General features: G+C 66.0%; 24 protein-coding genes. 6 read left to right on the top strand and 18 right to left on the bottom strand.

From position 1 onward, the window contains the following. Position 1: 1 nt before the first annotated feature. The 12 genes from gmk to aroC form a co-directional block, all read right to left on the bottom strand. The gene (gmk, locus tag DTO57_RS02790) at positions 2-910 is read right to left on the bottom strand and encodes a guanylate kinase (RefSeq protein WP_114116682.1); all 909 of its coding nucleotides are present in this window, start codon (positions 908-910) and stop codon (positions 2-4) included. Further along, the gene (pyrF, locus tag DTO57_RS02785; RefSeq protein WP_114116681.1) at positions 907-1,785 is read right to left on the bottom strand and encodes an orotidine-5'-phosphate decarboxylase; all 879 of its coding nucleotides are present in this window, start codon (positions 1,783-1,785) and stop codon (positions 907-909) included. The genes gmk and pyrF overlap by 4 nt, the downstream gene beginning before the upstream one ends. Beyond that, a complete protein-coding gene (gene carB / locus DTO57_RS02780; protein ID WP_114116680.1) occupies positions 1,782-5,063 on the bottom strand; it encodes a carbamoyl-phosphate synthase large subunit in 3,282 nt (1,093 codons plus the stop codon). Before carB ends, pyrF begins: the two co-directional genes overlap by 4 nt. Then, positions 5,056-6,222 (bottom strand): glutamine-hydrolyzing carbamoyl-phosphate synthase small subunit, encoded by a 1,167-nt coding sequence (gene carA, locus DTO57_RS02775; protein WP_229730326.1) that lies wholly within the window; start codon positions 6,220-6,222, stop codon positions 5,056-5,058. The genes carB and carA overlap by 8 nt, the downstream gene beginning before the upstream one ends. Beyond that, a complete protein-coding gene (locus DTO57_RS02770) occupies positions 6,219-6,722 on the bottom strand; it encodes a PH-like domain-containing protein (RefSeq protein WP_114116679.1) in 504 nt (167 codons plus the stop codon). Before DTO57_RS02770 ends, carA begins: the two co-directional genes overlap by 4 nt. Further along, positions 6,719-8,026: a dihydroorotase gene (locus DTO57_RS02765; RefSeq protein ID WP_114116678.1), complete on the bottom strand. Its 1,308-nt coding sequence runs from the start codon at positions 8,024-8,026 to the stop codon at positions 6,719-6,721. Before DTO57_RS02765 ends, DTO57_RS02770 begins: the two co-directional genes overlap by 4 nt. Continuing rightward, the gene (gene pyrR, locus DTO57_RS02760; protein ID WP_114116677.1) at positions 8,023-8,577 is read right to left on the bottom strand and encodes a bifunctional pyr operon transcriptional regulator/uracil phosphoribosyltransferase PyrR; all 555 of its coding nucleotides are present in this window, start codon (positions 8,575-8,577) and stop codon (positions 8,023-8,025) included. Before pyrR ends, DTO57_RS02765 begins: the two co-directional genes overlap by 4 nt. Positions 8,578-8,638: 61 nt before the next feature. Beyond that, positions 8,639-9,049, bottom strand: a complete 411-nt coding sequence (gene nusB, locus DTO57_RS02755) for a transcription antitermination factor NusB (RefSeq protein ID WP_114116676.1) — start codon at positions 9,047-9,049, stop codon at positions 8,639-8,641. A gap of 6 nt (positions 9,050-9,055) precedes the next feature. Then, complete coding sequence (efp, locus tag DTO57_RS02750; RefSeq protein WP_114116675.1) at positions 9,056-9,619, bottom strand: elongation factor P; 564 nt, start codon at positions 9,617-9,619, stop codon at positions 9,056-9,058. Positions 9,620-9,681: 62 nt separating this feature from the next. Continuing rightward, the gene (gene aroB, locus DTO57_RS02745; protein ID WP_114116674.1) at positions 9,682-10,815 is read right to left on the bottom strand and encodes a 3-dehydroquinate synthase; all 1,134 of its coding nucleotides are present in this window, start codon (positions 10,813-10,815) and stop codon (positions 9,682-9,684) included. Beyond that, positions 10,805-11,305, bottom strand: coding sequence for a shikimate kinase (locus DTO57_RS02740; protein WP_342352691.1), 501 nt, complete (start codon positions 11,303-11,305; stop codon positions 10,805-10,807). The genes aroB and DTO57_RS02740 overlap by 11 nt, the downstream gene beginning before the upstream one ends. Positions 11,306-11,331: 26 nt before the next feature. Further along, positions 11,332-12,537 (bottom strand): chorismate synthase, encoded by a 1,206-nt coding sequence (gene aroC, locus DTO57_RS02735; RefSeq protein WP_114116672.1) that lies wholly within the window; start codon positions 12,535-12,537, stop codon positions 11,332-11,334. A gap of 176 nt (positions 12,538-12,713) precedes the next feature. On the opposite strand from aroC, the gene DTO57_RS02730 reads away from it, so the two are divergent. Both DTO57_RS02730 and DTO57_RS02725 read left to right on the top strand, forming a co-directional pair. Beyond that, positions 12,714-13,895 (top strand): sensor histidine kinase, encoded by a 1,182-nt coding sequence (locus DTO57_RS02730; RefSeq protein WP_114116671.1) that lies wholly within the window; start codon positions 12,714-12,716, stop codon positions 13,893-13,895. Further along, positions 13,892-14,560: a response regulator transcription factor gene (locus DTO57_RS02725; RefSeq protein WP_114116670.1), complete on the top strand. Its 669-nt coding sequence runs from the start codon at positions 13,892-13,894 to the stop codon at positions 14,558-14,560. Before DTO57_RS02730 ends, DTO57_RS02725 begins: the two co-directional genes overlap by 4 nt. Here the strand turns inward: DTO57_RS02725 and DTO57_RS02720 are convergent. After that, positions 14,527-15,795, bottom strand: a complete 1,269-nt coding sequence (locus DTO57_RS02720; protein WP_114116669.1) for an MFS transporter — start codon at positions 15,793-15,795, stop codon at positions 14,527-14,529. The two genes, DTO57_RS02725 and DTO57_RS02720, sit on opposite strands and share 34 nt — an antisense overlap. Positions 15,796-15,829: 34 nt before the next feature. Next, positions 15,830-16,282 (bottom strand): VOC family protein, encoded by a 453-nt coding sequence (locus DTO57_RS02715; RefSeq protein ID WP_114116668.1) that lies wholly within the window; start codon positions 16,280-16,282, stop codon positions 15,830-15,832. Between the two features lie 100 nt (positions 16,283-16,382). Here DTO57_RS02715 and DTO57_RS02710 point away from each other — a divergent pair, with 100 nt between their 5' ends. The 4 genes from DTO57_RS02710 to DTO57_RS14310 are packed head-to-tail and all read left to right on the top strand — an operon-like array spanning position 16,383 to position 20,103. Then, entirely contained in the window at positions 16,383-17,243 is an 861-nt protein-coding gene (locus DTO57_RS02710) for a DNA-3-methyladenine glycosylase family protein (RefSeq protein ID WP_114116667.1), read from the top strand. A gap of 43 nt (positions 17,244-17,286) precedes the next feature. Continuing rightward, entirely contained in the window at positions 17,287-18,513 is a 1,227-nt protein-coding gene (locus DTO57_RS02705; RefSeq protein ID WP_114116666.1) for an AI-2E family transporter, read from the top strand. After that, entirely contained in the window at positions 18,513-19,616 is a 1,104-nt protein-coding gene (locus tag DTO57_RS02700; protein WP_114116665.1) for an alpha/beta hydrolase family protein, read from the top strand. The genes DTO57_RS02705 and DTO57_RS02700 overlap by 1 nt, the downstream gene beginning before the upstream one ends. Further along, complete coding sequence (locus tag DTO57_RS14310) at positions 19,597-20,103, top strand: helix-turn-helix domain-containing protein (RefSeq protein WP_162785634.1); 507 nt, start codon at positions 19,597-19,599, stop codon at positions 20,101-20,103. The genes DTO57_RS02700 and DTO57_RS14310 overlap by 20 nt, the downstream gene beginning before the upstream one ends. Positions 20,104-20,205: 102 nt before the next feature. Here DTO57_RS14310 and DTO57_RS02690 read toward each other — a convergent pair whose 3' ends face one another. The 4 genes from DTO57_RS02690 to DTO57_RS02675 all read right to left on the bottom strand — a co-directional run bounded on the left by DTO57_RS02690 (position 20,206) and on the right by DTO57_RS02675 (position 26,273). Beyond that, positions 20,206-21,501, bottom strand: a complete 1,296-nt coding sequence (locus DTO57_RS02690) for a DUF6414 family protein (protein ID WP_114116663.1) — start codon at positions 21,499-21,501, stop codon at positions 20,206-20,208. Positions 21,502-21,563: 62 nt separating this feature from the next. Then, entirely contained in the window at positions 21,564-22,772 is a 1,209-nt protein-coding gene (locus tag DTO57_RS02685) for an ATP-binding protein (RefSeq protein ID WP_244909099.1), read from the bottom strand. Between the two features lie 201 nt (positions 22,773-22,973). Then, positions 22,974-24,656: a UvrD-helicase domain-containing protein gene (locus DTO57_RS02680; RefSeq protein ID WP_114116661.1), complete on the bottom strand. Its 1,683-nt coding sequence runs from the start codon at positions 24,654-24,656 to the stop codon at positions 22,974-22,976. Then, a complete protein-coding gene (locus DTO57_RS02675; protein WP_114116660.1) occupies positions 24,657-26,273 on the bottom strand; it encodes an ATP-dependent nuclease in 1,617 nt (538 codons plus the stop codon). Between the last annotated feature and the right edge of the window lie 35 nt (positions 26,274-26,308).

Here is a 26,308-nt window from a genome sequence, read left to right as displayed (position 1 = left end):
ATCAGCGCGCGGAAGCCTGCATCAAGTTTACGACCTCATCGGCCGCACGGCCCACTTCGTCGTTGACGACACGGTGATCGAACTCGCCCTGTGCCGCCAATTCGGTGCGCGCCGTGCGCAGACGGCGGGCGCGCTCCTCCTCGTCCTCCGTGCCGCGGCCGACGAGCCGGTCGACCAGCTCGTCCCAGCTCGGCGGAAGAAGGAACACGAGGCTCGCACGGGGCTCGCTGCGGCGCACCTGGAAGGCGCCCTGCATGTCGATCTCGAGCAGCACGGGGCGGCCCTCGTTGATCGCGCGGTCGATCGGGCCGCGGGGCGTGCCGTAGCGATGCACACCGTGCACCGTGGCCCACTCGAGCAGCTCGTCCTGGGCGATCATGCGATCGAACTCGGCGTCGTCCACGAAGTGATAGTGCACCCCGTCGACCTCGCCCGGTCGCGGCGCGCGGGTCGTCGCCGAGACCGAGAGCATGACGTCGGGGTTGTTCTCGCGGATGTGCGCCGCGACCGTGCCCTTGCCGACGGCCGTCGGGCCGGCGAGCACCACGAGGCTCGAGCGCACGGGGCGCGCGACCGGCTCGGGGAACCGCTGGTCGAGCCAGCCGTAGAGCGCCTCGCGCTGACGCGCGCCGAGACCGCCGAGGCGCTTGACCGAGGAGATCTCGAGCTCGGCCATGATCTTGTCGCGCTTTCCGGCGCCGATCGCGGGCAGCGACGTCAGAAACTCCGTCACCCGCAGGGTGCCGGCGGCGGATCCGTGGTCTGCTTCAGCGCGCCTCAGGACCTCCTGCGGCGAGACGACTCGGGTGCCGAGATCGCGCTTGATGCTCGCACGCGCACGGCGCGCCGCAACGGCCTTGCGCGATGCGGCCAGACGATCGACCTCGGGTGGTCCTACGACCTGACTCATTGACGTTCCTGCTCCTGGCCTTCGCTCCCCCGACGCTCCCCGGCGGCGCGAGCCGCCAGGGCGTGGTCTTCGACCACCGAATCGATCATGCCTGATCCGGCCGAGAGAATGCTCCGGCTCTCGCTCACGATCACCGCGGGGGCCAAGTCGCCGAAGATGCGCGGGGCGTCCTCCGGGCGCGCTCCCTGATGCCCGAAGCCCGGCGCGAGGATCGGGGCGAGGGGCGCGAACGGGGCGATGCCCGCCTCCGACCAGTCGACGGTGGCGCCGACGACGAAGCCGGCGCTCCCCCACTCGTCGCCGTCGGTGTGCGCGGCGTTGATCGCCGACACCTCGTCGATCACGCGCTGCGACACCGTGCGCCCATCGGCGTCGGTCGAGCGCTGCAGGCCCGTCGCCTCGGGGTTGCTCGTCGTCGCGAGCACGAACACGCCCTTGCCATGTCGGTAGGCCAGCTCGATCGTGCCGCCGAGCGCGCCGACGCCCAGGTAGGGGCTGATCGTCAGCGCGTCCGCCTCGAGCGGCGAGCCCGGCGTCAGCCAGGCCTCCGCGTAAGCATCCATCGTCGAGCCGATGTCGCCGCGCTTCGCGTCGGCGATCACGAGGATCCCCGCCGCGCGCGCCGCGCCCATCACGTCCTCGAGCGCGGCGAGACCCGCGGATCCGTGGCGCTCGAAGAACGACACCTGCGGCTTCACGAACGCCGCGCGGCCCGCGGCGGCCTCCACCACGCGCAGGCCAAAGTCGCGCGCGCCCGCGGCCGACTGGGGCAGGCCCCAGTCGTCGAGCAGGCCGGCGTGCGGGTCGATGCCCACGCACAGCGGGCCGAGCCGGTCGATACCCGCCCGGGCCCGCTGTCCGAAGGATCCGGTCACGCCGCGCGCTCCGCCTGGAACTCCTGCAGGCTCTTCACGCGGAAGCCGCCCGCCATCTTGTCCATGGCGCTGACGGCCGCGCCGAGCGTCGCGATCGTCGTGAACAGGGCCTTGTCGGCGCCCACCGCGGCGGCGCGGATCTCGTATCCGTCAGCGCGCGCCGAGGCGCTGCCCGGCGTGTTGGCGATGATGTCAACCTCGCCGCGGGTGATCAGGTCAACGATGTTGTCCTGGTCGGTACCGTGCGTCGCCGAGTACTTCTTGACGACCTCGACCTCGATGCCGTTGCGCATCAGGATCTCGGCCGTGCCCTCGGTCGCGAGGATCCGGAAGCCGAGCTGCTGCAGGCGGCTGGCCGGCAGGATCACGTCGCGCTTGTCGCTATCAGCGACCGAGATGAAGACCGTGCCGCCCGTCGGGATGCCGCCGTAGGCAGCGGCCTGGCTCTTCGCGAACGCCGTCGGGAAGTCGCGGTCGATGCCCATGACCTCACCCGTCGAGCGCATCTCCGGGCCGAGAACCGAGTCGACGATCTCGCCGTCGGCGGTGCGGAAGCGCTTGAACGGCAGCACGGCCTCCTTGACGGCGACGGGCGCGTCGAGGGGGATCTGCGATCCGTCGAGCTCCGGCAGCATGCCCTCGGCGCGCAGCTCAGCGATCGAGGTGCCGGCGATGACGCGGCTGGCGGCCTTCGCGAGCTGGATGCCAAGCGCCTTCGACACGAACGGCACCGTGCGGCTCGCGCGCGGATTCGCCTCGATGACGTAGAGCACGCCGGCGCTGATCGCGTACTGCACGTTCAGCAGGCCGCGCACGCCCACGCCCTCGGCGATAACGCGCGTGGCGGCGACGACGCGCTCGATCTCGGCGCGACCGAGCGACATCGGGGGCAGGGCGCACGCCGAGTCACCGGAGTGGATACCGGCCTCCTCGAGGTGCTCCATCACGCCGCCGATGTACAGGTCGGTGCCGTCGAACAGCGCGTCGACATCGATCTCGACCGCGTCATCGAGGAAGCGGTCGACGAGCAGCGGGGCGTCCTCGCGGATCAGCGACTCGGCGCCGATGCGCACGAAGTAGTCGCGCAGCGTGGCGGTGTCGTAGACGATCTCCATGCCGCGGCCACCGAGCACGAACGACGGGCGAACGAGAACCGGGTAGCCGATCTCTTCCGCGATCGCGATGGCCTCGGCTTCGCTCGTCGCGGTGCCGTTGCGCGGGGCGAGCAGGCCGCCCTCGTCGAGGATCCGGCCGAAGAGCTTGCGGTCCTCCGCCAAGTCGATCGCGTCGGGGCTCGTGCCGAGCACCGTGTAGCCCGCATCCTGGATGCCGTGTGCGAGGCCGAGCGGCGTCTGGCCACCCAGCTGGCAGACCACACCGTAGATCTCGCCCGACTGGCTCTCGGCGTGGAGCACCTCGAGCACGTCCTCGAGCGTCAGCGGCTCGAAGTACAGGCGGTCGGAGGTGTCGTAGTCGGTCGACACGGTCTCGGGGTTGCAGTTGACCATGACGGTCTCGTAGCCGGCGTCGCTGAGCGCGAACGAGGCGTGCACGCACGAGTAGTCGAACTCGACGCCCTGGCCGATGCGGTTCGGGCCCGAACCGATGATGACGACCTTCTTGCGGTCGGACGGGGCGACCTCGGTCTCGGCGTCGTACGACGAGTAGTGGTACGGCGTCGTGGCGGGGAACTCGCCCGCGCAGGTATCGACCGTCTTGAAGACGGGGCGGATCCCGAGGCCGTAGCGCACCTCGCGCACCTCGGCCTCGCTCAGCCCGCGCAGCTGCGCGATCTGGGCGTCGCTGAAGCCGTGGTCCTTCGCGAGGCGGATCGCGCGGGCGTCGAGCTCGGCGGCGCCCTTGATCGCCTCGGCGACCTCGTTGATGAGGATGATCTGGTCGATGAACCAGGGGTCGATCTTCGTCGACTCGAAGACCTGCTCGCTCGTCGCGCCGAGGCGCAGCGCCTGCTGCACGTCGATGATGCGGCCGTCGGTCGGGGTCTTGATGATCTCGATCAGTTCGGCGACCGAGCGGGTCTCCTCGCCCCAGTGGAAGCTGGATCCGCGCTTCTCGATCGAGCGCAGCGCCTTCTGGAGGGCGGTCGCGTAGTTGCGGCCGATCGCCATGGCCTCGCCGACCGACTTCATGGTGGTCGTCAACGTCGCGTCGGCGGCGGGGAACTTCTCGAAGGCGAAGCGGGGAACCTTGACCACGACGTAGTCGAGCGTGGGCTCGAACGACGCCGGGGTCACCTTGGTGATGTCGTTCTCGACCTCGTCGAGGCGGTAGCCGAGCGCGAGCTTCGCGGCGAGCTTCGCGATCGGGAAGCCCGTGGCCTTCGAGGCGAGGGCCGACGAGCGCGACACGCGTGGGTTCATCTCGATGACGATGATGCGGCCGGTGGCCGGGTCGATCGCGAACTGGATGTTGCAGCCGCCCGTGTCGACGCCGACGCGACGGATGATGTCGATGCCGATGTCGCGCAGCTTCTGGTACTCGCGGTCGGTCAGCGTCAGCGCGGGCGCGACCGTGATCGAGTCGCCCGTGTGGACGCCGACCGGGTCGACGTTCTCGATCGAGCACACGACGACCGTATTGTCGGCGGTGTCGCGCATGAGCTCGAGCTCGTACTCCTTCCACCCGAGGATCGACTCTTCGAGGAGGACCTCGGTCGTCGTCGACTCGGCGAGGCCCTGGCCGGCCATGCGGCGCAGCTCTTCCTCGTTGTGGGCGAAACCGGATCCGAGGCCGCCCATCGTGAACGACGGGCGCACGACCATCGGGTATCCGAGATCGTCGGCGGCCGCCATGACCTCGTCCATCGTGTGGGCGATGCGGCTCTTCGCCACCTCGGCACCGGCCTCGATGACCAGCTCCTTGAAGATCTGACGGTCTTCACCGCGGTTGATCGCGTCGGGCTTGGCGCCGATCAGCTCGACGTCGTACTTCTCGAGGATGCCGCCGTAGTGCAGCGCCATCGCGGCGTTGAGCGCCGTCTGGCCGCCGAGCGTCGGCAGGATCGCGTCGGGCTTCTCCTTCGCGATGATCGTCTCGATGACCTCGGGCGTGATCGGCTCGATGTACGTGGCATCGGCGAAGTCCGGGTCGGTCATGATCGTCGCCGGGTTGGAGTTCACGAGGATGACGCGCACGCCCTCTTCGCGCAGGACGCGGCATGCCTGGGTGCCGGAGTAGTCGAACTCGCAGGCCTGACCGATGACGATCGGGCCGGATCCGATGACGAGAACGGAGTTGATGTCGTCGCGCTTAGGCATGTGCGCCCTTCTTGCTGAGCGACTCGATGACGAGGTCGCGGAAACGGTCGAACAGGTAGTTTGCGTCGTTGGGGCCGCCCGCGGCCTCCGGGTGGTACTGCACGCTGAAGGCGGGGATGTCGAGCGCCTTCAGCCCCTCGACCACCTGGTCGTTCAGGCCGATGTGGCTGACCTCGACGCGGCCGAAGCCCTCGGGGCTGTCGAAGGTGCCCTCGATGGGTGCCTCGACGGCGAAGCCGTGGTTCTGCGCGGTGATCTCGACGCGCCCCGTGGCCTTGTCGCGCACCGGCTGGTTGATGCCGCGGTGGCCGAAGGGCAGCTTGTAGGTGCCGAGGCCGAGCGCGCGGCCGAAGAGCTGGTTGCCGAAGCAGATGCCGAAGTACGGCAGGCCGGCCTTCAGCGCGCTCTGGAGGAGCTCGACGTGGCCGTCGGACGCCGAGGGGTCGCCGGGGCCGTTCGAGTAGAACAGCGCGACCGGGTCGATCGCCTGGATGTCCTCGAACGTAGACGACTGCGGCATGACGTAGACGTCGAAGCCGCGCAGCGCGAGGTTGTTGACGGTGGCCTGCTTGATGCCGAGGTCGATGACCGCGAGGTTACCGATCTTCTCGCCGACCGCGGGGGTGATCTCGGTCTCGGCGACCGAAACCTCGGCCGAGAGGTTCTGGCCGCTCATCTCCGGCGCCTCGCGGACGGCCGCGAGCTGCTCGTCGGCCGACAGCACGGCCGCCTCGCCCGAGAAGACGCCGCCGCGCATGGATCCGTCGTTGCGGATCCGGCGCGTGATCGCGCGGGTGTCGACGCCCGAGATGCCGACGATGCCGTCGCGCTCGAGGGCCTCCTCGAGCGGCTCCTTGGCGCGCCAGTTCGAGACGACGCGCGAGGGGTCGCGCACGATGTAGCCCTCGACCCAGATGCGACGCGACTCGGGGTCCTCGTCGTTCACGCCGGTGTTGCCGATGTGCGGCGCGGTCTGCAGCACGATCTGGCCCGCGTACGACGGGTCGGTGAGGGTCTCCTGGTAGCCGGTCATGCCGGTCGTGAAGACAACCTCGCCGAGCGTGGTGCCGCGGGCGCCGAAGGCGTAGCCCTCGTAGCGGCTGCCATCTTCGAGCACGAGCACCGCGAGGTCGCGGTCGAGCATCGAGGTGGGGGTCATGAGTGTGCTCCCATCGGTGAGTGCGCGGGACGAACCTCGTCGATCGCGGCCACGAGAGCCGCCGGGTCGTCGTCCTGCAGACGAACGTATGTGTCAAGTATCTGGTTTCCGTCGCTCCATGCAACGAGGACGAGGCCGTCGCGCTCGACGACGCGGTCGATCGTCCAGGTGGCGCGGCCCGCGCCGGAGATGCGGCTCGCGGGAACGAAGACGGGCTTCTCCCCCGGCAGCGACAGCGCGAAGCCGGCCTCGGTCACCGAGATGTCGGCGCGCGAGCGGAACGCGAGCGGGCTCGTCGCGATACGGTTGAGCGGCTCGTCGTGCTTCGTGGTGGCGACGTAGAAGCCGTTGGCCGTGAAGATCGCGGATCCGACGGGCTCGCCGATCGGCACCTCGACCTGCGCGTCGCGGCGTCGTCGTCGCGACCAGCCCCACAGCATCAGGCCGATAACGGCGACGGCAAACGCGATCATGATCGCGCCGGCAAGCTGCTGGCTCATGCGTCATTCTCCAATTCAGCGAGCTCACCATCGGCCAGCGTGACGTAGCCGTGGTGGATGGTCCAGCGGACGCTGCCCGGAAGCTGGCGGCCGCGGTAGGGGGTGTTCGTGCTCTGCCCGCGCAGGTCGGCGACGGTGAACTCCGCGTCGCCCTCGGGGTCGTAGAGCACGATCTCGGCGGGCTGACCCGCCGCGATCTCGGCGCCGTGACCGGCGAGCTGGCCGATGCGGGCGGGCGCCTTCGACATGACGCGCGCGACGTCCGCCCAGGTCAGCAGGCCCGTCGCCACCATCGTCTGGTGCACGACGCGCAGCGCCGACTCCAGCCCGACCATGCCGTTCGCGGCCTTCGTCCAGTCGCCGGATTTCGCCTCGGCGGGGTGCGGGGCGTGGTCGGTCGCGACGATGTCGATCGTGCCATCGGCGAGGCCCCGGCGCACCGCGAGGACGTCCTCGTCGCGGCGCAGCGGCGGGTTGACCTTGTATCGCGGGTCGCCCGTGCGGACGAGCTCGTCGGTCAGCAGCAGGTGGTGCGGGGTGACCTCGGCCGTGACCTGAACGCCGCGCTCCTTCGCCCAGCGCACGATGTCAACGGATCCGGCGGTCGACAGGTGGCAGACGTGCAGGCGCGCGCCGAGGTGCTCGGCGAGCAGCACGTCGCGGGCGATGATCGACTCCTCGGCGACGGCCGGCCATCCGGCCAGGCCGAGCTCGGCCGAGACGACGCCCTCGTTCATCTGGGCGCCCTCGGTGAGGCGCGGATCCTGCGCGTGCTGCGCGATGATGCCGCCGAACGCGGTCACGCGCTCGAGCGCCTGGCGCATGAGCAGCGGATCCGAGACGCAGAAGCCGTCGTCGCTGAAGACGCGTACGGCGGCGGCCGAGGAGGCCATGCCCTCGAGGTCGGCGAGCGCGAGGCCTTGCTGACCGATCGTCACGGCGCCGATCGGCTGTACCGTGGCGTAGCCGGCGGCCTCGCCGAGCTCGAGCTCGCGCTCGACGACCTCGGCGCTATCGGCGACGGGCAGCGTGTTGGGCATCGCGAAGACGGCCGTGAAACCGCCGGCCGCGGCCGCGCGCGATCCCGTGAGAACCGTCTCGCTCGCCTCGTAGCCCGGCTCGCGCAGGTGCACGTGGAGGTCGACGAGGCCGGGGAGGGCGATGAGCGCGGACGCGTCGATCACCCGCGCGCCCTCGTGGCTCAGGCCCTGGCCGACGGCAGCGATCACGCCGCCGTCGATGAGGATGTCGGCGCGCTCACCGCCCTCGATCGCGGCCTGCTGAATGAGGATCGACTCGCTCATCGCTTCTCCTTCTTCTCGGGTGCTTCGTCGATGGCGACCTCGTCGATGCCGTCGACCTCTGTCAGCGCGACGTTCACGCGCTCGCGGCGCGCGGACGGCAGGTTCTTGCCCACGAAATCGGGGCGGATCGGCAGCTCGCGGTGGCCGCGATCGACCAGCACGGCGAGGCGTACGGCCGCGGGGCGCCCGATGTCGCCGAGCGCGTCGAGCGCGGCGCGGATCGAGCGGCCGGAAAACAGCACGTCGTCCACGAGCACGACCGTGCGGCCATCGATGCCGCCATCCGGGATAATCGTGGGGTGCGCGGTGCGCGCGGGCTGCAGGTCGAGGTCGTCTCGATATGTGGTCACATCGAGCTGACCCGCGGCCACGCGCACGCCGGAGAAGCGCTCGATGAGCGCCGCGAGCCGCTCGGCGAGGGTGACACCGCGCGTCGGGATTCCGAGGAGCAGGAGGCCTTCCGGCCCCTTGTTCGACTCAAGGATCTCGTGTGCGATGCGCGTCAGAGCGCGCGCGATGTCGGCTTCGAGTAACACGGTTCTCGTGCTCATCAGCCGCTCCCTTCTCCGCCTCACGGGACGGTGTTAAAGGTGCAGATGGTGTCTATTCTATTCAGCTCGAGCGTGCGATGCGTGCGAGCACGCCGTGAACGAAGGATCCGGACTCTTCCGTCGAGAGTTCCTTCGCCAGCTCCACGGCCTCGTCGATCGCGACGGCAGCGGGAACCTCCTCGTTGAAGAGGAGCTCCCAGGTCGCCATGCGCAGCAGGGCGCGGTCGACCGCGGGCATGCGCTCGAGGCGCCAATCGCGGCTGTGGCTCTCGATCTGCTCGTCGATCTCGTCGGCGTGGTCGATCACGCCGTCGACGATGTCGCGAGCGTAGAGCCAGGAGGCCTGGCGCTCGGGCTCGCTCGCCGCGCGCCCGGCCTCGGCCTGGAGCGCGACGGCGAGCTCATCGCCGCGCACATCCGCGGAGAACAGAACGTTCAGTGCGCGCTTACGCGCCTTGGTACGTGCGCTCACGGCGGATCAGTCGTTGACGCGGCCGAGGTAGTCACCCGTGCGGGTGTCCACCTTGACCTTGACGCCCTCGTTCAGGAACAGCGGAACCTGAATCTCGGCACCGGTCGAAATCGTCGCGGGCTTCGTGCCGGCGTTCGAGCGGTCGCCCTGGAGGCCCGGCTCGGTGTAGGTGATCTCGGCTACGATCGATGCGGGCATGTCGAGGTAGAGGGGCTGGCCGTCGTGCATGCCGATCTGGACCGTCATGTTCTCGATCAGGAAGCGGCTCGCGTCGCCGACGACGGCGTCCGAGACGTTGATCTGGTCGTAGTCCTCGACGTCCATGAAGACGTAGCTTTCGCCGTCGTTGTAGAGGTACTGGAAGTCGCGGCGGTCGACGTTCTGGATGTCAACCTTCGAGCCGGCGTTGAAGGTCTTGTCGATGATCTTGCCCGACACGACGTTCTTCATCTTCGTGCGGACGAAGGCGCCGCCCTTACCCGGCTTCACGTGCTGGAACTCGATGACGTTCCAGAGCTGTCCGTCGATCGAGAGAACGACGCCGTTGCGGATGTCTGCGGTCGATGCCATGTGTCAGGTATTCCGTTTCGTTTTCACTATGCGAGCTCGGGCGTAACGCCCGACGGGAAATTCTACCGCGAACCAGTCTGGATGATTGCGCCAGAAGATTCTTCGCCGATCTCCTGGTAGGCGGCGAAAAGAAGCGACTGGTCGGGCGCCTGCATCACGGCGGGCTTCCCGATCTCGTCGAGAACGATAAAGCGCAGCTGGCCCTGGCGGACCTTCTTGTCGCGCTGCATCGTGGCGAGCAGCTGGTTGAAGGCGCCCGCGCGGTAAGTCGTCGGCAGGCCGAGCGACTCGAGGATCCGGCGGTGCCGGTCGACCGATTCGTCGCTCAGGCGCCCGGCGAGTCGCGACAGCTCGGCCGCGAACATCATGCCGATCGCGACCGCCGCGCCGTGGCGCCACTGATAGCGCTCGGCGTGCTCGATCGCGTGACCCAGCGTGTGACCGTAGTTGAGCATCTCGCGCAGGCCCGCCTCACGGAAGTCCTGCCCGACGACGTCGGCCTTCATCTGGATCGCGAGCTCAATGCAGCGCCGGAACTCCGCCGACTCCGGGTCGAGTGCCTTCTCCGGATCCCGCTCGACGATGTCGAGGATCTCGGGGTAGGCGATGAAGCCGGCCTTGATGACCTCGGCGAAGCCCGCCGTGCGCTCGTTGGGCGCGAGCGGCTCGAGCAGCTCGAGGTCGCAGAGCACGGCGCGGGGCGACCAGAAGGATCCGACGAGGTTCTTGCCCTCCGACGTGTTGATGCCGGTCTTGCCGCCGATCGCGGCGTCGACCATGCCCAGCACGGTCGTCGGCACCTGCACGACGGCGATGCCGCGCAGCCAGGTGGCGGCCGCGAAGCCCGCGACGTCGGTCGCCGCTCCCCCGCCGAAGCCGATGATCGCGTCGGTGCGGGCGAAGTCGGACTGGCCGAGGATGCCCCAGAGGAACGAGATCACCTCGATGCGCTTCGCGCCCTCGGCGTCGGGGATCTCGGCGAGGAGAACCTCGAGCTCGCCGTCGGCGAGGAGTTCGTCGCGCACGTCGTTCACGATGCGGCCGAGCGACGGCTGGTGAACGATGAGCACCTTCTTCACGCCGGAGGGCAACGACGCGCGCAGCTGGTGCCGCGCGCCGGGGCCGACCGTCACGTCGTATCCGGGCTCGCCCGACACGCTGATCACGGTGTTATTACTCGCGGTGTTATCGCTCATCGTCGTTCTCCTTCGTCCCCACGCGTTCCTGTGCCCACTCGGCGGCCGATTCGACGACCGCCTTGATCGGGCCGTGCGACGTGTCGTAGCGCACGTCTGCGATGTCTTCGTAGATCGGTCGGCGCGCGTCGGTGATCCGCTTCCACGCCTCGATCGGGTCTTCCTCGTTGAGCAGCGGGCGCTTTGCGCCACGGATCCGCGACGCGATCGTCGTGTCGTCGACGTCGAGATAGATCACGAGGTGATCGCGCATGAGCTCGCGCGTCTCGGCCGCGAGCACGGCGCCGCCGCCGAGCGCGACGACGCCGCCGCCCGCGAGGGCCTCGGCGACGACCTCGCGCTCGATCCGGCGGAACTCGTCCTCGCCGTGCTCGGCGAAGATCGTCGCGATCGCGCCGTGGCGCGCGACGATGACCGAGTCGGTGTCGGTGAACGACGCCCCGATCTTCTTGGCCACGCGGCGGCCGATGCTGGATTTACCGGCCCCCATCGGACCGGTAAAGATCACTGTTTTCGTCATCGCCCGATCGAGTGCGACGCGGTCTTCAGCGTCTCCGGAATCGCGGCGATGTAGCCCTCGAGGTTGCGGCGCGTCTCGTCGATCGAGTCGCCACCGAACTTCTCGAGGATCACGTCGGCGAGGGTGATCGCCACCATCGCCTCGGCGACGACACCCGCGGCGGGAACCGCCGAGATGTCGGAACGCTGGTGGTGGGCCGAGGCCACGTCGCCGGTCGCGACGTCGATCGTCTCGAGCGCGTGCGGCACGGTCGCGATCGGCTTCATGCCGGCGCGGACGCGGAGCGTCGTGCCCGTCGACATGCCACCCTCGGTTCCGCCGGCGCGGTCGGTGCCGCGGGCGATGCCGTCCTCCGTCGGGAAGAGCTCGTCGTGCGCCGCGGATCCGCGACGGCGGGTCGTCTCGAAGCCGTCGCCGACCTCGACGCCCTTGATGGCCTGGATGCTCATGAGCGCCTGCGCGAGCTTCGCGTCGAGGCGGCGGTCCCACTGCACGTGCGAGCCGAGCCCCGGGGGCAGGTTGTAGGCGAGCACCTCGACGATGCCGCCGAGCGTGTCGCCCGACTTCCTGGCGTCGTCGATCTCGGCGACCATCTTCTCGCTCGTCGCGGCGTCGAAGCAGCGCAGCGGATCCGCGTCGAGGTAGTCGACGTCGCTCGGCACCGGAACGGGCAAGCCCTCCGGAACCGCGACGGGGCCGATCGAGAGCGTGTGGCTCACGAGGGTGATGCCGAGCTCGCCGAGGAACTTGCGGGCGACGGCGCCGAGGGCGACGCGCGCCGCGGTCTCGCGGGCGCTCGCGCGCTCGAGGATCGGGCGGGCCTCGTCGAAGCCGTACTTCTGCATGCCGACGAGATCGGCGTGGCCCGGGCGGGGGCGCGTCAGGGGCGCGCCGCGGCCGCGCGACTTGTCGCTGAGCTCGACGGGCGTCGGGCTCATGACCTCGGTCCACTTGGGCCACTCGGTGTTGCCGACGCGCAGCGCGATGGGGCTTCCCATCGTGTAACCGTGGCGGATACCGCTCGAGATCGTCAGCTCATCCTGCTCGAACTTCATGCGCGAGCCGCGGCCATAGCCGAGCTTGCGTCGCTGAAGATCGGCCTGGATGTCTTCCGGGCTCACGGGCACGCCCGAGGGCAGGCCCTCCATGATGGCGATGAGTTCGGGGCCGTGCGATTCGCCGGCAGTCAGCACACGAAGCATTCATCTAGTCTCCCATGAACTCCGGGGAGCGCCGTGCGCTCAGACCCGCAACGGTCTCGGTTCACCCCATACCCCGCGCATCCAGTCCCCGCGAGATCGTATGGTTCTCGCGAGATCTCGCGCGAGTGGGTGGGAGCTCACGGGAGGGGCTGTGGGCGGGGCGCGAGAATGGGGGCATGACCCTGGCTCCGCATCGCTCCGCGACACACCTGCCGGACTGGGCGTGGGATGCGATCTGCATCGCGGTCGTCGTCCTGACACTCGCGTTCCCCGACCCCGGTCCGATGGGCCCGGGCCCGCGCAACATCGACGCGTTCGTCTCGCTCACGGCGTTCCTCCCCGTCGTCCTCACGGCCGCGGCCCTGCCGTTGCGCCGGCGCTGGCCGACGATCGTAACGATCGGCTGCCTCATCGTCTACGCCGTGACGGCGTTCGTCGGGCCGGCATCCCTCGGCGCCGGCATCGCAGCCGTCATCGCGGCCTACGCGATGGCCTCGCGCCGCCTGCGCCGCCTCAGCTTCACCGTCGGCGGCCTCGGGGCGCTCGCCGTCGGGATCCTGAGCGTCACGGTCGCGACCTTCGGCGTCGTGGAACTGCGGGTCTTCCAGGTCGCCGCGGCCATCGCGGTCGCGACCGCCCTCGGCGACAGCGCCCGCTCGCGGCGCGAATACCTGCGCGCGGTCGAGGAGCGTGCGGAGCGCGCCGAGGCCACCCGCGAGGCCGAGGCCCACCGCCTCGTCGCCGAGGAGCGCCTCCGCATCGCGCAGGACCTGCACGACACCGTCGCGCACCGCATCTCGGTCATCAGCCTCAACGCCGGCGTCGCCTCGGGCGCTCTCGAGAAGCGCCCGGAGAAGGCCCGCGCCTCGCTCGCGACCATCCGCGAGGCCTCTCGCGGCGTGCTGAGCGACATCGGCGAGCTCCTGCGCTACCTGCGCGACGACAACGACGCCGTCGAGGTGCCGCAGCCCGGCCTCGCCGACCTCCCCGAGCTCATCGCGTCGTTCGAGGCGGCGGGCCTCCACGTCACCCTCGAGACGACGGGCGACCTGTCGCGCGTGGCCGGCGCCATCGACCGCGTCGCGTATCGCGTCGTGCAGGAGGGCCTCACGAACGCCCACAAGCACGGCCGCAAACACCTCGCGACCGTCAAGCTGAAGGTCAGGGAAGACTCGCTCGACATCGACGTCACGAACCCCGCCTACGACGATGGCGCGGGCCTCCCGGGCAGCGGGCTCGGCCTCGTCGGAATGAGTGAACGTGTCGCCGCCGTGCGAGGATCGGTCCTGTCCGGACGCGAGGACAACACGTTCCGCCTGCGCGCCCGCCTCCCGATTTCGAAGGGATCCACCCGATGACCACCGTCCTCATCGTCGACGACCAGGCGCTGATCCGTCAGGCCGTGACCGACCTGCTCGACGGGCAGGACGACGTGCAGGTCGTCGGCGAGGCGACGAACGGCGCGGCCGCCGTCGAGGCGGTGCGGAGCCTTCACCCCGACGTCGTGCTCATGGACATCCGCATGCCCGTCATGGACGGCATCGCGGCGACGGCCGCGATCTGCGCGGATCCGGACAACGCGGAGACCCGCGTGCTCATCCTCACGACGTTCGAGGAGGACGATTACGTCGTCCAGGCCCTCCGCGCCGGCGCGAGCGGCTTCATCGGCAAGGGATCCGAGCCCGACGAGATCCTGCGGGCCGTGCAGGCGATCCACGCGGGCGACGCGCTGCTGTCATCGGCCGCGACGCGCAGTCTCATCGCGCGCACGATCGAGGCCCCGCCGGTGCAGGTCTCACCCGAGATCTCCCCCAAGGTCGGCGCCCTCACCGATCGCGAGCGCGAGGTGCTCGCCTTCGTGGCGCGCGGCCGATCGAACCAGGAGATCGCCGACGAGCTGTTCATCTCGCCCCACACCGCGAAGACGCACGTCAACCGCATCATGGCGAAGGTCGGCGCGCACGATCGCGCGCAGCTCGTGATCCTCGCCTACGAGAGCGGCTTGGTCGCGCCCGGATCCTGACCCGGCGGCGGATCCGGGAGCGCGATCGCGCCCGTGTATCCGGCCGGGCGTTTCGGGATCCACACCCACATCGCGATCGCGGCCGCGAAGCCGATACAGCCGGTCGCGATCACGCCGACGCTCAGCGACGCGACCGCCGTGAGCGTCGAGAGCATGACGGGGCCGAGGCCCGCTCCGGCGTCGGCGAACTCCCGCCACACGCCGAGGAAGGTCGCGCGCCCGACGGCGGGCGAGACGTCGGCGCCGAGGGTCATGATGATGCCGGATCCGAGCCCGTTCGCGAACCCCATCAGCATGGCGACGAGCATGATCGTGACGAAGGCGCCGCTCAAGGGCATGATCACGAAGCTCAGGCCCATGAGCACCATGCAGGGTACGGCGACGGCGCGGCGGCCGTAGCGATCCATGACCTTGCCGGCCGGGTAGAACACGGCGGCGTCGATCGCGCCGGCGATTCCGTAGATGATGGAGGCCTGCGACTCGTCGAGGCCGATGTGCGTGGCCCACAGCGGGATCACGATCTGGCGCGATTGGCGGATGGCGCTCAAGAGCAGCACGGCGATGCCGAGCGTCAGGAAGGTGCGCCAGTGCGTGCGGAACATCGTCACGGTCGAGATCGACTTCGCCGCGTGCACGGCGGCGGGCGTGCGGGTCTCGAGGTCGGGCACCGTGAAGGCGATGAGCCCCGCGCCGATGACGGCGACGAGCGAGATGACGTACGCGCTCGTCACGCCGAAGAAGTGCATGGCCGCGGCGCTCAGGAACGGGCCGATAAAGACGCCGATGCGCATGGATCCGCCGAGGGTCGACAGCGCCCGCGCGCGCATGCGCGGCGGGACCATATCCGTCAGGTAGGTCTGCCGCGCAAGGGTGAAGACGGCCGACGCGGATCCGAGCACGAAGACGCCCGCCCCGTACACCCAGAGCCCGAACGGCAGGATGCACAGGAGCAGGCCGATCGCCGAAGCGGCCGCGGCGAGCACCATGCTCCACCGCTCGCCGATGCGGGTCGTGAGGGCGCCGGCGGGGATGTTGGTGAGGATGGATCCGATCCCGAGCAGCGCCGCGATGAAGGCGGCCGTCGATAGCGACGCGCCGCGCTCGAGCGCCGACAGGGTGATGACGGGGAGCATCGCGCCCTCGGCGAGGCCGAAGAGCGCCGACGGGCCGTACGCCGCGACCGCGATATCGCGTAGTCGGAAGGACTCGGGATCGGGCGGCGGGCGGCGTTTCATATGCCCTCAGACTAGCGCGGAGGGCGCGCGCTCCTTACACGCCGGGAACCGGATCCGGGCCCTCGCCGTGCTCGGCGACGTAGGCGTCCGGGCCGTCCTCGGCCGCCTGCGGCTCCATGTAGCCGAACTCGAGGTTGTTGCCGTCGGGATCCTCGATCGAGCGCTGGTACATGAAGCCGTAGTCCTGCGCGTCGCGGGGCTCGGATCCGCCCGCGGCGAGGCCTGCCGTGATCTTCTCGTCGACCTCGTCGCGCGAGTCGACCATGAACGAGATGATCGCCTGAGCTGTGGTGTGGCCGTCGCCGATCGCCTTCGAGGTGAACTGCGAGAAGTGCGCGTGCGTCAGCACCATGAAGAACGTGTTGTCGTCCCAGACGATGCAGGCGGCGTTGTCGTCGGTGAAGAGCGGGTTGATGCTGCATCCGAGCGCGGTATAGAACGCCTTGCTGCGCTCGAGGTCGGTCGTGGGCAGGTTGACGAAGATCATGATGGCTCCAGGGAGGTCGATGACGCGGATCCGACGGCTTCAATGTACGCCGCGGATCCCCGGCGCGCGAGGGCTTTCGCCGCACGAATAGGCTGAGACAATGGTCGATGTTCTCGAAGCCGTCACGCTGGCGCTCCCCTACCGCCCGCCGCTGAACTTCCACCACCTGCTGCGCTTCTATCGCGCCCGCGCCGTCGCGGGCGTCGAGCACGTCGACGAGGCCTCCTACACGCGCACCCTCTCGCTCCCCCACGGGCCCGCCATCGCGACCGTCCGCGACGGCGACGGCAGCGTGAGCCTCGAGCTACGGCACGCGCACGCCGACGACGTTCCCGTCGCGGTCGCGCGCGTGCGCAAGATGCTCGGCCTCGACGTCGATTCGAGCGTGATCGACGGCGCGCTCGGTGTACACCCGGCGCTCGCGGCCGCCGTGCGGGCGGATCCGGGGATCCGGTTGCCCGGGAGCGTCGACCCGCACGAGACGGTCTTCCGCGCGATCGTCGGCCAGCAGATCACCGTGAAGTCGGCGACGTCGATGCTCGCAGGCATGGCGGCCGCGATGCCCGCGCTCGGTTTCGAGGGCCCGGTGAACCGTCTCTTCCCGTCCGCCGCCGTCATGGCGGGCGACGGCCAGCGGGCGTTCCGCGGCCCCGAGAGCCGCCGCCGCTCGCTCCGGCTCGTCGCCGAGGCGCTCGAGCGGGATCCGGCCCTGATCGATCCAGGCGCCGGCGAGGACGCCGTCTACGCGGCGCTCCTGGCGTTCCCCGGGATCGGTCCGTGGACGGCCTCGTACGCGACCATGCGGATCCTCGGGTCGCCCGACGTGCTCCTCCCAAACGATTCCGCCGTGCGCGCGGGCGCGAAGGCGCTGGGGATCGGCGAACAGCTCGACGCGATCGCCGATCTCGTGCGGCCCTGGCGCACCTTCCTCACGCTGCACCTGTGGAACGCGGCGGCATAAATCGAGGGATGTAATCCCTAACGAGTTCGTCTAAAAAGGGAGCATGAAGCCCTCCCCGCGCCAGCGCGCAGTGAGCCCGGCCCTGCGCCAGAACCCGCGGACATCTCCCTCCCTGACGAACGACGTCCCGCGCGGCATGCGCATCGCCGGCGCCTACGCGTGGCGCCTCGTCGCGATCGCGGCCGCGGCCGGCGTCCTGATCTGGCTCGTCATGCGGTTCAAACTGCTCGTCGTGCCGCTCCTCGTCGCGATCCTCATCACGGCGCTCGTCTGGCCGATCTTCTCGTGGCTACGAGCGCACGGCGTGCACAAGTGGATCGCGACCGCGATAACCGTGCTCGGAACTCTCACGATCGTCTCGGCGCTGATCTGGCTCGTCAGCTGGCAGATCTCGCGCCAGTGGAGCGACGTCGTCGCGAAGGCCGAACAGACCGTCACGGCGTTCCAAACCTTCCTCACCGATGGCCCGCTCCACCTCTCCTCAACCGACATCGACCAGCTCCTCACCGACGGGCTCAACCAGCTCCAGCAGCAGGCGAGCGTGCTGATCAACGGCGTCGTTGCGGTCGGCAGCACGCTGGGCCACGTCGGTGCAGGTGCTCTTCTCGCCCTGTTCGCACTGCTGTGCCTGCTCGCCGACGGCGGCACGATCTGGCGCTGGACCGTGCGGCTGTTCCCCCGGCGCGCCCGCCAGGCCGTCGATCAGGCCGGCCGCAACGGCTGGCAGACGCTCATCAACTACGCCAAGACGCAGATCGCGGTCGCCACGATCGATGCCGTCGGCATCGGCGCGGGCGCGTTCCTCCTCGGCGTGCCGCTCGCGATCCCGATCGCGGTGACGGTCTTCCTCGGATCCTTCGTCCCGGTCGTCGGCGCGATCGCGACCGGCGCGATCGCCGTGTTGATCGCGCTGCTCTACAACGGCGTCTGGGTCGCCGTCGCGATGCTCGCCGTCGTGCTCGTCGTGCAGCAGATCGAGGGCCACATTCTGCAACCGCTCATCATGGGCACGGCGGTCAACGTGCACCCGCTCGCCGTAATCATGTCGGTCGCGGGCGGATCCATGCTCGCCGGCATCCCCGGCGCGCTTTTCGCCGTGCCGATCGTCGCCTTCCTCAACGTCGCCGCCGTGACGATCGCGAGCGGCACGTGGCGCACGGGCGCGGCCCCGGATCCGGACTCACTCATCTGGTCGACGCACCCGGTGGAGTCCCGGATCTCGACACGTCGGTGGGCGGGCACGACGAAGACGGGCACAGACCAGTCGTAGTGGTCGCAATTTTCGCCGTCGCCATTCTCGCCCTCGGCATTGCCGCCTGGGGCGTGACGTCCGCGTTCGTGGCGAGGATGACGACGTGGAAGCCCCGAGCGCGCACAGTCACCGTTGTGGGCGCCGCGCGCGATCACGTGGAGCTCGCTCCGGGACGCTACGCACAGGAGCCCGGCCGCATGACTCTCGTGTGGGGCGACGGCAGCGCGCACGTCGGCGCGCCCGTACGTCACGAGGGGCGAATCATTCGCCCGGTGATCCGCAGCACCGCACCCATCCCCCAGGCGGTGGTGGACGTCACGCCGGATCCGGGAGCAACGCCGGATGTCGCGGGCGACTACACGGATGTGTCGATTCCGACGCCCGTCGGTGAGATGCCCGGCTGGCTGTACGGCGACGAAGGTGACTCTTGGGCGATTCACGTCCACGGCGTGCGCTCCAATCGGATGAACACGCTATGGGGCGTGCCGCCGGCGCGCGAGGCAGGCTACCGGTCGCTCAGCATCGCCTACCGAGGCGCACCAGACGGCCGAGCGGCTCGGTGCCGCGCGGGGATGGGTGCCGTCGAGGTCGAAGACGTGGTCTCCGCGATCGCCTATGCGGCCGAACGCGGCGCCTCCAAGATTCTCCTGTTCGGCTGGTCAATGGGCGCATCCGCCGCGCTACTCGCGACAGAACGCTCGCCGCACCGGGATCTGATCTCCGGGCTCGTCCTTGTCGCGCCGGCCGTGTCGTGGCGCCACATCATGCGCGCCGGAGCGCGACGCATGCGGCTCCCCGGCTGGGTGTCGCGCGTCGTGGAGGCGGCCGTGCAGACCCCGATCGTCGCCCGGGCCGTGGGAATGCCGACCTACGTTGACCTCGATGACCTCGACTGGCTGGCGCCAGGCCGACTCACGCGACCGACGCTCATCTTCGGGTCGCGCGGCGACACCAACGTCCCCTTCGCGCTGCTCGAGGAGTTCGCGGCGGGAAACCCCGGACACGTCGCCCTCCATGAGGTGGCGGCGTGCACACACGGGTGGGAACCGAACGTCGATCCCGATCGCTACGAGGCCACTGTCGCCGCATGGATCCGAGAGGTTGCACCTGCCCGCCGATGAACCCATCTCGCCGCGGGAAACGAGAAATCCCTGGTTAGCCAAGCTAACCAGGGATTTTTTGGTGGGCGTCTTGGGTGCCTACTCGAACCTAAAATTGGCCGCACGTCAACTTCATGACCTGCTTAAAATAACCGGTGAGCGGCGTATTTCCCGCGAACCCACACCCTTGGTGGCGCGCCGCGACGGCCGCATCGCAGCCCGCGAAAAGCAGCGCATCGTGCACGCGTACTACGCCGGCGTCTCGATGAAGGAGCTGGCGCGGCGCTACGCCATCCACCGGACGTCGATTCGCGATGTACTCGAGGAGGGCGAGGTGGTGCTTCGTAAGCAGCGGAAGATCTCGCCAGCGCAGGTCGACATCGCGGTGTCGCTCTACAAACAAGGCATGTCCCTCGCGAGAATTGGCGAGCGGCTTGATTTCAATGCGCAGACCATTTCAATGCACCTGAGACGAGCGGGTGTGACGATACGGAGTGCGAACGGGTAGTCATCACCGACAGCAACCCATCCGCTCCCCCGAGTCGTCAGCTCGCCGCGCGGCGCGCACACCAACGCCATTGACGCATTGGCGGGCGCGCCCGTATGCGTGTCACCAGTAGATCGCAATAATCTCGACGTCGATCAGGTTCTCACTACTCACAGTTGTCTGAGGCGGAGGTGCGGGTGCGTCCGTGCTCGCTGCTAAAGCAGGAAAAAGAGGAAGGCCCGACGATACACGTGCTTGCTCTCTAATGGCGAGCTCTCGTTTAGGCCCAACTGTCACGCCGGTTAGTTCACTGATGCGAGATCGGATCACGGCGAAAGCGCTGTGTTGCTCCGATACTGAGCCTGACCGGCCGCGTAGCGCCGCGACCGCGAGATCCAGCTCCTGCTTTTCTCGCTGAGTTAGCTCCCTTCTTTTATATTCAAGGATTCCGCTGGCATATGCGTTGAGCGCGACCGTCAGACGGTTTGAGTCAGCGTTCGGCTGTGGCTGCGGAACTTGAGTTCCTGTTCTCCCGGCTGCGTTAATCTGAGCTACAAGCCCAGGGACCATCTCCTTGAAAAGATCAGCGAGTTTGACAGGTGTCCATTCTGCTTGGACGCCGGCGCGCGATACTCGCCCCATCAACGTCACCTCCGCTTCAGAAAAAAGCACCCGACGGAGGTCTTTCCAGTACCCCGCCTGCTCCGTGACGCCGACTATTTCAAGAGGCTCGCTGACGAGCGAAAGTCCTGTAATTAGGTCGTTGTGCGCAATGAACTTCTCTTCACCAATCGTCACGATGGAGTAGTCGAGCACAACCGCACGAATCGGAATCAGCCCAACGAGGAAGCGATCGAGCACCTTGCCGATCGGTTGGGCCTCGCGAAGTGATGCAAGCGCGCCGCTTTCTTTGAACATATCGGGGTACTCGTCCGCCATCCCCGAAAACTCGCTCACCATCGCCCCAAGCTGATAGACAGGGTCTGCAGAGAGTCTCACCCGGAACTCGACAAGCTCTCCTCGTCCCAGCTCGTCATTTCTAAGCAACAACGATTTGTCGGTTGTCGATAAGAGCGCGGCCTGATCGAACGCAGGGCCGTCTGTGCGCGTCACTTCGATCAACCGAATGCCTTTGAGAGCGTGAAACTCTCTGAACCACGACTGGACGGTCGCCTTCCTCGACGTCTGAATTGTGCTGTTATTGGTCGCCTGAAAGCGGGAAGAGACATTAGCTTCGGCGCCGACAAGAGCATTACCGGCCTTGATACCGCTCGCGATCTCTGCCTGAAGCTCGTCCGATGATTGCTCCGACGCGCTGTCTCTTAGGTCACCCGTAAGGGACGAAAGTAGACTACGGAGGCTCACCTCATCCAGGTAGATGAACTCACGAAGGTCTGCTTTCGTCGGTGCCTTGCTCACGGGCGCCTCGTCAGCTCGTACAGGACGATTGCGCCGCGTCTTCCACCATTTCCGAAGGCCCATTATTCGTCCTCTCCTGCGGCTGACCGTCGCGGCTTCATCGCGACACGCTCATATGCCACAGCGAGATCTTCAGACGTGATAGCGCCTCGATCGTCGCCTGCGGCAACCAACGCAGCCTCTGTCCATATGGCGGTGAGCTCCGCTGCTGACCAGCCGTTCGTGAGCGCTGCAATATCTTCGAGCGGTAGCTGCCCCTCAGTGGTTAGTTTGCTCGCCCGGACACTTAATATCTCCAGCCGGTCGGTCAGACTGGGTAGTCCGAACTGAATCTCCCAGTCGAAACGCCCGGGACGGAGCAGGGCAGGATCGAGTGCCTCAGCCCTGTTAGTGGCTGCGATAACGATGACGCTCTTTCCCTTGTCATCAAAGCCGTCCATCAATGTGAGCAGCTGAGCAACGAGCCGGTGTGATGATTCATGAGAATCGCCGCTACGGCGCTCTGCAATACTGTCGATTTCGTCAAAGAATATTATCGCTCGTCCCGATTTGCTGGCTGTCGCGGCTTCAAAAATCTTACGCAGCGTGTCCTCGGTGTCACCAACCCACTTGCTGATCACTGCTGGACCGCTTACGAGATAGAACTCCGCCTGCGACTCGCGAGCGATGATACGGGCAAGGTGCGTTTTACCTGTTCCAGGGGACCCCGTAAATAAGACACCTTTGACCGGACGCGCCTTGATTTTGTCCAGCTTCTCACGGCGCTCTAGCTGCGTCTCAATCAGCTCTTGCGCACGAGCCTTGACGTGCGGATACCCTCCAAAGTCACTAAACCCCGCCCCGAGGCCCTTTTCACTCCACAAGTACTCTTTGCGAATATCATCGATCGTAATCTGGTCACTTGGACTGCTCCGCAACGGGGTATCCGAAACTGTGCGAATGACTCCTTCGATATCGCTATATTCGACCGTGTTGTTGATCTCAACCCTCACCGCACGATCGTTGTGTATCGGCCTGAGACTTGTACCAGCCTCCACGAGTACAGTGCCATCTTCGAGGACGCTACGAACCACAGCGATAGAACTCGGCTCAGGCCAAGTTTCGTTCGGTACTTGCCGCCAGCCGTCGTCACCAAGAATAATGACCATACCCCGAACAACTTGGTCGACGTTCGACAAATTGCTTACCGTGGCGTAGTTGCCATTTATAAGCCGCACGTGAACAGTCCCTGTCTCGTGCTCCACACTGCTTACTCGAAGCAACTGCCCCACCAAGTCTATTGTTGGCACAGTCATTCATTCCCCTGATGCATACGTACGACTTCCGCACCTATTAGACATAACGCGATTTTCCGGGAGATACGGTGATTCTTCCTCATACTAAGCCTGATTATGACAGGAACGCCCAGTGCGTCAAGACTGGAACTTTCGTGATCTGACCGCATGATCATGTTTTCGTCGAGCCGCAAAGCATCATCGCGCTCCAATCATTTCCCAATCGACCGAAGCAAGCCATGATCTCAAGGAACTTCGGTCTCGAGGCTCAGCTTTCTTAAGCGGCAGCAGAAAAGGTGAGGGGTCATAATCACGTGGCCGCCCTGCCTGCGTCCGGACGTTCTTCGCGTATCCGATAACAGCGCCATGTCGAGCACGAGACAGCATTACTGATAAAACCCGAGCTTCTTCGGCCAGCTCCTCGTCGCTCTCCGCTTTAAAAAAGGGCAGAGTGCCGTCTTCGGCGCCCACGATTAGTGCCCAATCAAACTGCTGCCCCTTGCCGGCATGTCCTGTTAGGACATGAATTCCTGGCTTCGTCACCAACGTCGAGTCGTCCCCGACTCGCACTCGTGAACGAATCTCGAAAACTGACACATCCTGCTGCAGCAAATCCTGACACCACACGAGCGCTTCAGCGAGAGATTTCTTACTATCGGTCTCAACAACGGAATCGATTCCTACAGCTTCACGCAGGAACTGGTCTTTGTTTTCTGCACGTTCATAGCCTCTGAGGTCGAAGCTACTAAGCATTGACCGCATCATTCGCGCGGCATCTGTATCTAGCACACCGTCGTCCCAACGCATGAAGTCAATCTCCCGTTTCACCAGCTCTGCCTCAACAAACCTTCGACGAGCTGCCGTTCGGGCCATGATCCCGACACGATGTGATGGCGCGCGTTCTAGCAACCCCTGTGCCAGTTCGACCATCCAGAGCGCCTCTGCCTCGGAATCCGGGAAGGGGACGATACTAAACATGCCACCACCTGGCCACCGGTCAGGAATAGCGGCCGTCAGTTCAACCCCACTCGTCAACGAACTTAATGAATTAACTGCCGCTAGCACGGCGGGTGACGAGCGATGAGATTCAGCAAAAGTAACTCTAGAGGTGCATTCCTCTTCGATCGCGGCATTCACCTCAGACGGCTTTGCGCCGGTAAAACCGTATATACCTTGAGCAAGATCACCCGCAAATGTGGTTCGTTTGTACCCAATGGCGTTTACAATACGCAGCTGCTGCGGAGTAAGGTCCTGAAACTCATCGACGACGACCGCGCCGAAATGTGCCTTATAAAGTGAAGCAACACGCTCGTTTGCAAGTATGAGTTCCGCCAAACGCGGAAGGTCATCGTATGAAAGCTCACCTCGCGAAACTCGTTCTTGCTCGATTTCAAGCGCGTGTACCTCGCGATTAGTCGACAAGTATTCTTGCACCTCTAGGTCGCTGCGTGGTTCCAGCTTCGCGTCACGTAGTGCATCTTTGACACGACTCTCGAGCGCGTAACCGAAGTTTCGAGTTTTGCACGCCTTGCCAATAATGTCCGTCTCCGGAATCTTTAGGTCAGGTGACAAACCAATTACGTTAGCGTGTGCGCGAATTATCCGAGCCGAAAGGCCGTGAAAATTGACTACCGATACACGGTCACGCAGCGTGTTCACTCCTATGTATGAACGGAGACGCTCGCGGATGTTATCACGTGCACGATTCGAGAACGTGACGACGAGCACTTTCCGGGGCGAAACGACTTCACTTCGATTCAGCATGCCTTGCACGCGAAGAGCGAGGGCCTCGGTCTTTCCGCAGCCAGCAGGTGCGACTACTAGCAAGTCCAGAGCGGCATGGTCACGGATCTCTTCCTGCGCACGAGTAGGGGTAACCATTTAAGCGCCCACAATCTCGCTTAGGAGGTCATTGATACTCTTGATCTTTCGTGCCGCCGCCTCAGTCATGACACTTGCGACAGACATCGCTGCACGCACTTTATAGTCACTCTTTTTTCGACAGAAGGAGGCAACGTCTGCAGCTGTGCGCTCCCCACCCGGCCCAGAGGCTTCGCACTGCCTGAGCTGGTTCGACGCGAAATGCCCTCCCGACACCAGTGCTTGCCATACAACTTCCGGCCCCAGGGCATCGACATACTCATCTTCAAGATCGACCCGCGAGACCCAGACCGAATGCTGCGGTAGTTGCTCAACAGGAACTTCAAGTTTCTCTGCTGTCGCGGCCTCCGCGTCCTCGTCAATCAAGAGTGCCATGGGGATGTTGAACCCCCTGTCGCCGAACAGCTTCTCGATCGGTACCATTTCGTTTGCCCCACCTGCTTCAAGCACAGTAGCGCCGATGCGGTCCAGATCTCGCTCCGTCAGCGTAGCGACCTGCTCGAGAATGATGCGATCGGATATCCCTTCTACCGCAATTACATGCGCCGCGGTGAGTGGCTCTAGCCGGTCGCGAACCCACCACCTGATTCGCATCTTTTCATCGTCAGACATGAATCCTGCCTGCGGCTGGACGACTTGTCCTCCATTTCGTACGACAACGACCGAATCCGGATCGAACGCACCAACGATGTCGGAGGAATGGGTGGCGATCACTTTCTGACTAGCACTTGAACGGAGTAACCGGGCAAGGCTGCGCTGTGACGTTGGGTGGAGATGGATTTCCGGTTCATCGATGCCAACAATATTAGCTCCGACACTCATCAAATCGTAGAGTGCAATTGCATACAGCGCTCGGGTGCCGTCCGACTGTTCGGAAAGGTTATGAGTCACTCCGTTTTTCTGAACTTGAAGGCGCACATCAGATAGTACGTCCTGATCGGCAGAAGCACCACTCACGAAAGATAAATGTTCCCGCTTGATCTGCTCAGGCAACGCCTTTGAAAGCTGGCTAGCCAGCTTGGTGCGAAGTTCACCAAGCTTTTCCGATGAATTGAGGTTGTCCTGAAAGGCTGCCGCTAAGGAATCGAATGCGTTCTTTTCATCCCCCAGTTCTATGACTTCAAGCATGTCGTCGACGGCAGATCGTTTATCCTCGCGAAGATCTCGCACCTGAGATGTAGCGCTGAGGAACTTCCACCCAAGGCGAGCGACTTGATCACGAGACAACTGGCGCCCGGTGCCACCGCTAGGCGCAGAGCGCTGGATAGAGACCGAGTCATCATCATCCGCTTCAGCACGCAGTTGGATCGTGAGAGTCGCAACGTTGGTGGACGGTTCGATTCGGATCTCGTCGGGGAAATACGCGCCTTCTGCCTCAGGGTCTAAATCCGCGAGTGTCACTTCGATGATGAGAGGTATAGCCGAGTCACGGAAATCATTAACCGTGATATTTGCATACAGCTGCGCGACGCTTGCACCAAGCGTCAAATCAAGCATTCGTAAGAATGATGACTTTCCGACGTCATTAGCGCCTACGAGTACAAGATGCTCACGCACCTCGATTTCACGGTCAACGAGGCGCGCGTAGTTCTCAAACTTGATTTTGCTAAGGCGCATTAGCGAAGCCCCTTACGTTCAGACCCGGGATTGGT

Source organism: Microbacterium sorbitolivorans (assembly GCF_003327285.1).
In the GTDB taxonomy this organism is placed as follows: Bacteria; Actinomycetota; Actinomycetes; order Actinomycetales; family Microbacteriaceae; genus Microbacterium; species Microbacterium sorbitolivorans.
The sequence above is the reverse complement of the archived record's forward strand: the minus strand, read 5'-3'. Positions and strand labels throughout refer to the sequence as shown.

Coding starts and splice junctions, on each gene's coding strand:
- gmk (WP_114116682.1), bottom strand. CDS start 910: ATGAGTCAGGTCGTAGGACCACCCGAGGTCGATCGTCTGGCCGCATCG.
- carB (WP_114116680.1), bottom strand. CDS start 5,063: ATGCCTAAGCGCGACGACATCAACTCCGTTCTCGTCATCGGATCCGGC.
- carA (WP_229730326.1), bottom strand. CDS start 6,222: ATGACCCCCACCTCGATGCTCGACCGCGACCTCGCGGTGCTCGTGCTC.
- DTO57_RS02770 (WP_114116679.1), bottom strand. CDS start 6,722: ATGAGCCAGCAGCTTGCCGGCGCGATCATGATCGCGTTTGCCGTCGCC.
- DTO57_RS02765 (WP_114116678.1), bottom strand. CDS start 8,026: ATGAGCGAGTCGATCCTCATTCAGCAGGCCGCGATCGAGGGCGGTGAG.
- pyrR (WP_114116677.1), bottom strand. CDS start 8,577: ATGAGCACGAGAACCGTGTTACTCGAAGCCGACATCGCGCGCGCTCTG.
- efp (WP_114116675.1), bottom strand. CDS start 9,619: ATGGCATCGACCGCAGACATCCGCAACGGCGTCGTTCTCTCGATCGAC.
- aroB (WP_114116674.1), bottom strand. CDS start 10,815: ATGAGCGATAACACCGCGAGTAATAACACCGTGATCAGCGTGTCGGGC.
- DTO57_RS02740 (WP_342352691.1), bottom strand. CDS start 11,305: ATGGGGGCCGGTAAATCCAGCATCGGCCGCCGCGTGGCCAAGAAGATC.
- aroC (WP_114116672.1), bottom strand. CDS start 12,537: ATGCTTCGTGTGCTGACTGCCGGCGAATCGCACGGCCCCGAACTCATC.
- DTO57_RS02730 (WP_114116671.1), top strand. CDS start 12,714: ATGACCCTGGCTCCGCATCGCTCCGCGACACACCTGCCGGACTGGGCG.
- DTO57_RS02725 (WP_114116670.1), top strand. CDS start 13,892: ATGACCACCGTCCTCATCGTCGACGACCAGGCGCTGATCCGTCAGGCC.
- DTO57_RS02720 (WP_114116669.1), bottom strand. CDS start 15,795: ATGAAACGCCGCCCGCCGCCCGATCCCGAGTCCTTCCGACTACGCGAT.
- DTO57_RS02715 (WP_114116668.1), bottom strand. CDS start 16,282: ATGATCTTCGTCAACCTGCCCACGACCGACCTCGAGCGCAGCAAGGCG.
- DTO57_RS02710 (WP_114116667.1), top strand. CDS start 16,383: ATGGTCGATGTTCTCGAAGCCGTCACGCTGGCGCTCCCCTACCGCCCG.
- DTO57_RS02705 (WP_114116666.1), top strand. CDS start 17,287: ATGAAGCCCTCCCCGCGCCAGCGCGCAGTGAGCCCGGCCCTGCGCCAG.
- DTO57_RS02680 (WP_114116661.1), bottom strand. CDS start 24,656: ATGGTTACCCCTACTCGTGCGCAGGAAGAGATCCGTGACCATGCCGCT.
- DTO57_RS02675 (WP_114116660.1), bottom strand. CDS start 26,273: ATGCGCCTTAGCAAAATCAAGTTTGAGAACTACGCGCGCCTCGTTGAC.